At 53.5% G+C, this 7,241-nt stretch carries 7 protein-coding genes and 1 pseudogene; 7 read left to right on the top strand and 1 reads right to left on the bottom strand.

Annotation, left to right across the window (positions count from 1 at the left end):
• Nucleotides 1-358 (bottom strand): annotated as a pseudogene (gene yebU / locus Q7O77_RS12280) (16S rRNA (cytosine(1407)-C(5))-methyltransferase RsmF); the annotation flags it as partial.
• 268 nt (nt 359-626) lie between these two features.
• Here yebU and Q7O77_RS12275 point away from each other — a divergent pair.
• From Q7O77_RS12275 to Q7O77_RS12245, 7 genes are all read left to right on the top strand, one after another.
• A complete protein-coding gene (locus Q7O77_RS12275; RefSeq protein WP_094117613.1) occupies nt 627-1,121 on the top strand; it encodes a GAF domain-containing protein in 495 nt (164 codons plus the stop codon).
• A 95-nt stretch (nt 1,122-1,216) separates the two neighbouring features.
• Entirely contained in the window at nt 1,217-1,939 is a 723-nt protein-coding gene (gene proQ / locus Q7O77_RS12270; RefSeq protein WP_304167645.1) for an RNA chaperone ProQ, read from the top strand.
• Nucleotides 1,940-1,958: 19 nt separating this feature from the next.
• On the top strand, nt 1,959-3,977 hold the full coding sequence (prc, locus tag Q7O77_RS12265) for a carboxy terminal-processing peptidase (protein ID WP_304167642.1): 2,019 nt from the start codon (nt 1,959-1,961) through the stop codon (nt 3,975-3,977).
• A 274-nt stretch (nt 3,978-4,251) separates the two neighbouring features.
• Nucleotides 4,252-4,506 carry a FeoA family protein gene (locus Q7O77_RS12260; protein ID WP_304167639.1) on the top strand — a complete coding sequence of 85 codons (255 nt, stop codon included), beginning with the start codon at nt 4,252-4,254 and terminating at the stop codon, nt 4,504-4,506.
• Nucleotide 4,507: 1 nt separating this feature from the next.
• The gene (locus Q7O77_RS12255) at nt 4,508-4,735 is read left to right on the top strand and encodes a FeoA family protein (protein ID WP_094101360.1); all 228 of its coding nucleotides are present in this window, start codon (nt 4,508-4,510) and stop codon (nt 4,733-4,735) included.
• Between the two features lie 24 nt (nt 4,736-4,759).
• Nucleotides 4,760-7,084 carry a Fe(2+) transporter permease subunit FeoB gene (gene feoB, locus Q7O77_RS12250; RefSeq protein WP_304167633.1) on the top strand — a complete coding sequence of 775 codons (2,325 nt, stop codon included), beginning with the start codon at nt 4,760-4,762 and terminating at the stop codon, nt 7,082-7,084.
• A gap of 53 nt (nt 7,085-7,137) precedes the next feature.
• Nucleotides 7,138-7,241, top strand: a 104-nt coding sequence (locus Q7O77_RS12245; RefSeq protein ID WP_304167648.1) for a FeoC-like transcriptional regulator, incomplete at its 3' end; no start/stop codon positions are given.

Genomic DNA, 7,241 nt, shown 5'->3' with positions numbered 1-7,241 from the left:
GCGGTTTATCGTCATCGGAGAACAGGGCGCTAACGGGCAGCATGGAACTGGCCTCCTGGATATAAAACAATCCGGCAAGGTGTTCGAGCGTGTTGCCAAGCCGCACCCCTTCTTCATCCGCATTCGACAGCCAAAATCCCGTTTCACACCAGGGAATGGGTTCCAGCGCCCAGCCGTGAGTAGAGGCAAGTGTGCAGAAGTCCGCTACGCTAATCTTGAGGGTGTTGACGCGGATACTGCGACGCAGAGGCCGTTGGCAGGCCGCAATGAAATCATCCATGGAGAGATGGCTGGGCATGATGCGTTGCGTTGCATCGATAAATTCGGCTGAGAGCGTTGCTGGGATGTGTTTGGCCACTGGCAATTTCCGTTAGGGCAAAATCAAAGCGCGGATTTTAGCATAAAGTGATGTCTCACAGGCTTGGGGACGGTCTTCGCCTGTTCAGGGCGGCTGAAATGCTGGCAGGCCATCAGTCGGGAAGTGAGACTGTCCCGAATTTTGCCGTAACAGCATTTGCTGATTTTATGCTGATGAAGAAATCTAGTAGCATCCTGGTCTGAATACTTATTTAATGGCGCGTTGGTGTAAAACACTGAGCAGTTTGGAAAGACAATCTTACCGTATGATGAAAAAACAAGAATTTTACGAAGAGTTGGTGAGGGATTTATCGTCACTGATCGCGGGTGAAAACCGTTTTATTACTATACTGGCAAACAGCAGCGCCTTGCTGTTCGAACGTTTGGAACACGTTAACTGGGCTGGTTTCTACTTGCTCGATCAGGATACGCTGTTCCTTGGCCCGTTTCAGGGGCGTGTTGCTTGTGTTCGTATCCCTGCGGGCAAAGGCGTATGCGGTCGGGCGGTCACGGAGAAACAGGTACAGCGGGTGGGGGATGTTCACGCTTTTCCCGGCCATATCGCCTGTGATGCGGCAAGCAATGCAGAAATCGTATTGCCGCTGGTGGTCAATGGACAACTGATCGGCGTGCTGGATATCGATAGCCCGGAATATCAGCGGTTTGATGCCGATGATGAGGCTGGGTTGAAGGCTGTTGTCTCAACGCTGAATGCTCAACTGGAAAACAGTGATGCACTTAGTTTCATCAATTCTCTCAGTTGAGACACGGATAACGTAGCAATTGCCGATGGCGTCATTATAATGACGCCTGTTCATGCCTGCGCCGGTTGGCGAACCCGTTGTAATCAGGAAATTTCATGGAAAATCAACCTAAGTTGAATAGTAGTAAAGAAGTCATCGCTTATCTGGCAGAGCATTTCCCGCTCTGTTTCTCCACCGAAGGCGAAGCACGACCGTTAAAAATCGGTATTTTTCAGGATCTGGTCACCCGCGTGCCCGAGTCCGATAACATCAGTAAAACGCAGTTGCGTTCAGCATTGAGGCTCTATACCTCCAGCTGGCGTTATCTGTATGGCATCAAGCTGGGAGCACAGCGTGTCGATTTGGACGGTAATCCTTGCGGAGAGCTGGAAGAACAGCACGTAGAACATGCGCGCAAACAGCTGGAAGAAGCGAAAGCCCGCGTCCAGGCACGTCGTGCTGAACAGCAGGCGAAAAAACGGGCTGAAGGGGGCGATGCCGCCGAACCTGCGCGCAAACGTCCTTCCGCTGGGAAAAACGCTCCCCGCCGCGATAACGCCGCTTCTGCCGCACGTAAGCCACGCCAGCCTTCTTCTCGTACAGCACAGACTTCCTCATCGGATCAACCGCGCCAGTCTCGTGCGGCTCGTGAAGATCAGCAGGCGCCGCGAAAGGCTGTGACGGACATTTCCAGCCTGCACATCGGCCAGGAAATCAAAGTCAGAGCGGGCAAAAGTGCCATGGATGCCACTGTGCTTGAAGTCGCCAAAGATGGAGTCAGAGTGCAATTGGCTTCAGGAATGGCGATGATCGTACGCGCAGAACACTTGCAGTTCTGATACGGAGGCCAACCTCGGCATGAACAAATTCGTAAAATCGACCGTATTGAGCTGCCTTCTGTTGGCGGGCAACAGCTTTGCCAATGAGAACATCACGCGAGTCGATCAGATTCCACAGTTGCAGCCGGAAGCGCAGGATGCCACCGTTAGCGAGCGTGTATCGTCGCGGTTTTTGCGTTCCCATTACCGGCAATTCATGCTGGATGAACAGTTCTCAGATAAAATTTTTGCTCGCTACCTCAACATGCTCGACTACAGCCACAATGTGCTGCTGGCATCTGATGTGGCGCAGTTCGACAAGCGCAAAGGGCAGTTAGGTCAAGATCTGAATAACGGTCGGCTGGACCTGCCTTATGCGTTATATAACCTCGCGCAGAAACGCCGTTTCGAGCGCTATCAGTATGCGTTGTCGCTGCTGAACAAACCGGTGAATCTCACCGGTAACGACTACATCGACCTCGACAGAGACAAGGCGCCTTGGCCGCAATCACAGGACGAGCTTAATCGTCTGTGGGATGCGAAGGTCAAATTCGACTGGCTCAGTCTGAAGCTGACGGAAAAAAGCGATAGCGAGATCAAAGATATTCTGACCAAACGCTATCAGGCTTCTATTCGTCGTCTGGTTCAGACCAACAGCGAAGACGTTTTCCAGCTGATAATGAATTCGCTCGCGCGTGAGATCGACCCGCATACCAGCTACCTTTCCCCGCGTAATACCGAACAGTTCAATACAGAAATGAGCCTGTCTCTCGAAGGCATCGGTGCCGTATTGCAGATGGACGAAGATTACGCCGTGATCAATTCCATGGTGCCGGGCGGCCCTGCGATGAAGAGTAAACGCATCGTGGTTGGCGATCGTATTGTCGCTGTCGGCCAGACGGGAAAACCGATGGTAGATGTTATCGGATGGCGGTTGGACGACGTTGTTGCGTTGATCAAAGGACCGAAAGGCAGCAAAGTGCGCCTGGAGATCCTCCCTGCCGGTAAAGGGACGAAAGCCAAAACGGTCACGCTGACGCGTGAGCGAATCCGTCTCGAAGATCGCGCGGTCAAAATGACCATCAAAAATGCCGGTCAGGATAAAGTCGGCGTGCTGGATATCCCCGGGTTCTACGTGGGCCTGACTGACGATGTGAAAGTTCAGCTCCAGAAACTAGAAGCCGAAAACGTCAGCAGCGTCATCATCGACCTGCGCGGCAACGGCGGCGGTGCGCTGACCGAAGCTGTCAGCCTGTCCGGGCTGTTTATTCCTAGCGGTCCCGTCGTACAGATCCGCGATAATAACGGTAAAATCCGTGAAGATAGCGATACCGATGCCACCCTGTATTACAAAGGCCCGCTGGTGGTGCTGGTTGACCGCTTTAGTGCTTCAGCATCGGAAATCTTCGCCGCTGCGATGCAGGATTACGGCCGCGCGTTGATCGTGGGCGAACCGACCTTTGGTAAAGGCACGGTGCAGCAATATCGGTCGCTGAATCGCATTTACGACCAGATGCTGCGTCCGGAATGGCCGGCGCTTGGCTCGGTGCAGTACACAATACAGAAGTTCTACCGTATCAATGGCGGCAGCACCCAGCGCAAAGGCGTAACGCCTGATATCATCATGCCAACTGGGCTGGAAACCATTGAGACCGGAGAGAAATTCGAAGATAACGCATTGCCGTGGGACAGCATCAAGCCAGCGGATTACACCAAAATGGGTGATTTCACTTCGCTGCTGCCGGTCCTGAAGACGGGGTACGACCAGCGTATCGCCAAAGATCCGGAGTTCCAATATATCCAGCAGGATGTTGCTCGCTTCAAGGCGCTTAAAGACAAACGCGACCGTGTCTCTCTGAACCTGGTTCAACGGCAGAAAGAGAATAATGACGATGAAGCCATTCGTCTGCAGCGAATCAATGAGCGTTTGACCCGTCAGGGCAAGCCGACGTTGAAAAATTTGGATGCTTTACCTAAGGATTATCAGGAGCCGGATCCGTATCTGGATCAGACCGTGCAGATTGCTGAAGATTTAGCTCAGCAAAAACAGGTTAAATGATAAGTCCTGTCGTATGAATAACAGGCCCTGGCGGATGACGCCGGGGCCTGTTTGTTTCTGCCGTGCCCTTTTTCAAAATTTCGACACGCCTGATTATCAATAAATCATCACATTTTCTGTTTTATTTCGCCTACCTATCCCTGCTTTGACATGAGTCAAACGCCAATCCGCTCACTGAAATATATTAAGAATTATTCTTACTTGTCTTTTTATCTCGCAAAAAGACAGCCGTTTTAGCACCCCCATATTACCGGGGCAGACAGGAGGTCCGCGGATGACCTTACGTATTCAAACACTACTCGATATTCCTCTTAACACCCACAGCGTGGTCGCACGCATTCGGCTTGCGGGCGAACAGCAGCAACGCTTAATGGACCTGGGGATCCGCATCGGACGAGACGTCCGGGTCATTCAACGCGAAGAGAACCAGCCGTTGATGCTGGCCGCTGGCGACAGCCGCATTGCCATCAACTGGGATATGGGCAAACAGGTGTGGGTATCGCCACAGCAGTCAGGAAGGAGTGAATAACATGTCATTAGAAACGCTGACCGCAGGCACCCACTGGAAAGTCGTGGGATATCAGAAAGGCGCCGCAGATTACCGCAAGCGCTTACTGGCGCTTGGCGTCACACCGGGCGTCGAATTTACGGTATCTCGGGTGGCTCCGCTGGGTGATCCCATTGAACTGCGCGTGCGAGGCTCCGCCATCAGCGTGCGTAAAAACGAAGCCAAAATCATGATCTTAGAACAGTGTTAATGCTATTCAGCGAGTAAGGATGTTATGGATACGCAATCCGTTATTTGTGTCGTAGGTAACCCTAACTGCGGGAAAACCACGCTTTTTAATGCATTGACCGGGAGTAAACAGACGGTCGGCAACTGGCCGGGCGTGACGGTTGAAAAAAAGGTCGGCGAATGTCGTCTCAAGGACCGCCAGATAACCCTCGTCGATTTGCCGGGCGTCTACTCGCTCAACCCGGCTTCCGAAAGCTCGGAAGATGAACGCGTCGCGCGGGATTACATTCTGGCTGGCGAAGCCCAACTGGTATTGAACATCGTCGATGCCTCCAATCTCGAGCGCAACTTGTACCTCACCTCACAGCTGTTGGATATGAAAGTGCCGATGGTGGTGGCGGTGAACATGATGGATATCGCCGTGTCCCGCAAGTTGGACATCGATATGGCCGCGCTGCGACGAGAGTTAGGCTGTCCGGTCATCGCGATTACCGCGACGCAGAAGCGGGGGATTGGTTTGCTGAAGGAGATGTGTCAGGAAGCGCTGGACCATCCCGAAATTCCTCCGGTTGATGTTCCTTACGATCCGCCATTGCATGAGGCCGCACTGTCAATCGCCGACTTGCTGAAACGCCAATCGCCCAAGGTGAACGCCTACTGGTCGGCAATCCAGCTGCTGGAGCGCGATATCACCGTACGCGGTCAAATTCCGGTTGATGTGCTCGCGGTGGCCGATCAAAAGGTTGCTGAGCTGGAAGAACACTACGGCGACGAACTGGATATCTTTCTGGCGGATGCCCGTTATCGCTTTGTCGCGTCGATTGCCGACCATGTTGTGGTTCGTCGTGGCGAAGTGTCGGCCACACTCACCGACAAAATTGACCGGGTTGTCCTGCACCGTTTTCTGGGAATCCCGATTTTCCTGCTGGTGATGTACCTGATGTTTATTTTCACCATCAATATTGGCAGCGCCTTCATCGACTTCTTCGACAAAGTATCCGAAACCATTTTCGTCAAAGGATTTGGTGAACTCTTGCTGGCGCTCCATAGCCCTGAATGGCTGAAGACGCTGCTCGCCGATGGGGTAGGTTCCGGGATTCAGACCGTTTCGACCTTTATTCCGGTAATCGCCTGTCTGTATCTGTTTCTGTCCTATCTGGAAGACTCCGGTTATATGGCGCGAGCCGCATTTGTCATGGATCGCTTCATGCGCAGTATCGGGCTGCCGGGTAAAGCGTTTGTGCCGCTGATCGTCGGTTTCGGCTGTAACGTGCCTGCCGTGATGGCGACGCGCACGATGGAAAAGCACAGCGACAGAATCGTCACGGTGATGATGGCGCCCTTTATGTCCTGCGGCGCGCGTTTGCCGGTGTACGTGTTGTTCGCGACGGCGTTATTCACTCAGGGCGGGCAGAATCTGGTCTTTGGCCTCTACCTGATTGGTATTGCCGCTGCTATCGGCACGGGATTCCTGCTGAAAAAGACCGCACTACAAGGCGATGCCTCGTCTTTTGTCATGGAAATCCCGCCTTATCACTTACCCGGGTTGAACAGCGTGCTGGTCAGAACCTGGGAGCGCCTCAAGGGCTTTGTCCTGCGTGCGGGCAAGCTGATTGTCGTGGTCGTCACGGTGCTCAGCTTCTTCAACTCGCTGGGGACAGACGGCACCTTCGGCAACCAGAATACCCAGAAATCAGTGCTCTCGGCGATTGGTCAGGAAATTGTGCCGGTCTTTAAACCGATGGGGATCTCGCCGGAAAACTGGCCGGCGGCCGTCGGCGTATTCACGGGGATTTTTGCTAAAGAAGCGGTCGTTGGTACGTTGGATTCGCTCTACGGCACGATGGCAAGCCAGCAAAGCGGCACTGATGGCGAAGAGGCCGCGCCATTTAGCCTATGGGGCGGTGTTCAAGAGGCGTTGGCAACGCTGCCGGAAAACTTCGGCAAACTCGGCGACGCGCTGCTGAATCCCCTTGGCATCGAAATCGGCGATCTGAGTGATACAGCGACCGTCGCGAAGGACAATGAGTTTTCCGTCACCTCTCTGACGGTCATTGCTCAACTGTTCGATGGTCGATTAGGCGCATTCAGCTATTTGCTGATGGTGCTGCTCTACGTGCCGTGTATTGCGGCAGTTTCCGCGATTTGGCGTGAAGTCGGGACCGGCTGGACATTATTCTGCGTCGCCTGGACGATTGAACTGGGCTATGGCGCCGCCGTGTTGGCGTATCAGATCGGGCGCTTTGCTCAACACCCGCTGTACTCGACGGTTGCTATTGTTGGCGTTGTCGTGATGTGGAGTGTGACCGCGCTATTGCTGCGTCGTCATGGTTTATCGCAGCAGCAGCGGCTGGCTCAGGATATGCAATGACCCGGCGTCCGTAAAAGGGGCTAGTCCGTAAAAGAGTCTAAGAGGGGGAACGCATGACCTTAATTGAATTACGCGATTTCGTTCGCGCAAAACACAAAGTCTCGGTACATGACATCAGCGCCGCTTTCCATGTCGAACCCAGCGTGATTGACGGCAT

Origin of the sequence: Lonsdalea britannica (genome assembly GCF_946477055.1) — a bacterium.
GTDB lineage: Bacteria > Pseudomonadota > Gammaproteobacteria > Enterobacterales > Enterobacteriaceae > Lonsdalea > Lonsdalea britannica_A.
The sequence above is the reverse complement of the archived record's forward strand: the minus strand, read 5'-3'. Positions and strand labels throughout refer to the sequence as shown.

What these genes read in the sequence shown, in the direction of transcription:
- Q7O77_RS12275 (WP_094117613.1), top strand. Translation starts at nt 627, where the DNA reads ATGAAAAAACAAGAATTTTACGAAGAGTTGGTGAGGGATTTATCGTCA.
- proQ (WP_304167645.1), top strand. Translation starts at nt 1,217, where the DNA reads ATGGAAAATCAACCTAAGTTGAATAGTAGTAAAGAAGTCATCGCTTAT.
- prc (WP_304167642.1), top strand. Translation starts at nt 1,959, where the DNA reads ATGAACAAATTCGTAAAATCGACCGTATTGAGCTGCCTTCTGTTGGCG.
- Q7O77_RS12260 (WP_304167639.1), top strand. Translation starts at nt 4,252, where the DNA reads ATGACCTTACGTATTCAAACACTACTCGATATTCCTCTTAACACCCAC.
- Q7O77_RS12255 (WP_094101360.1), top strand. Translation starts at nt 4,508, where the DNA reads ATGTCATTAGAAACGCTGACCGCAGGCACCCACTGGAAAGTCGTGGGA.
- feoB (WP_304167633.1), top strand. Translation starts at nt 4,760, where the DNA reads ATGGATACGCAATCCGTTATTTGTGTCGTAGGTAACCCTAACTGCGGG.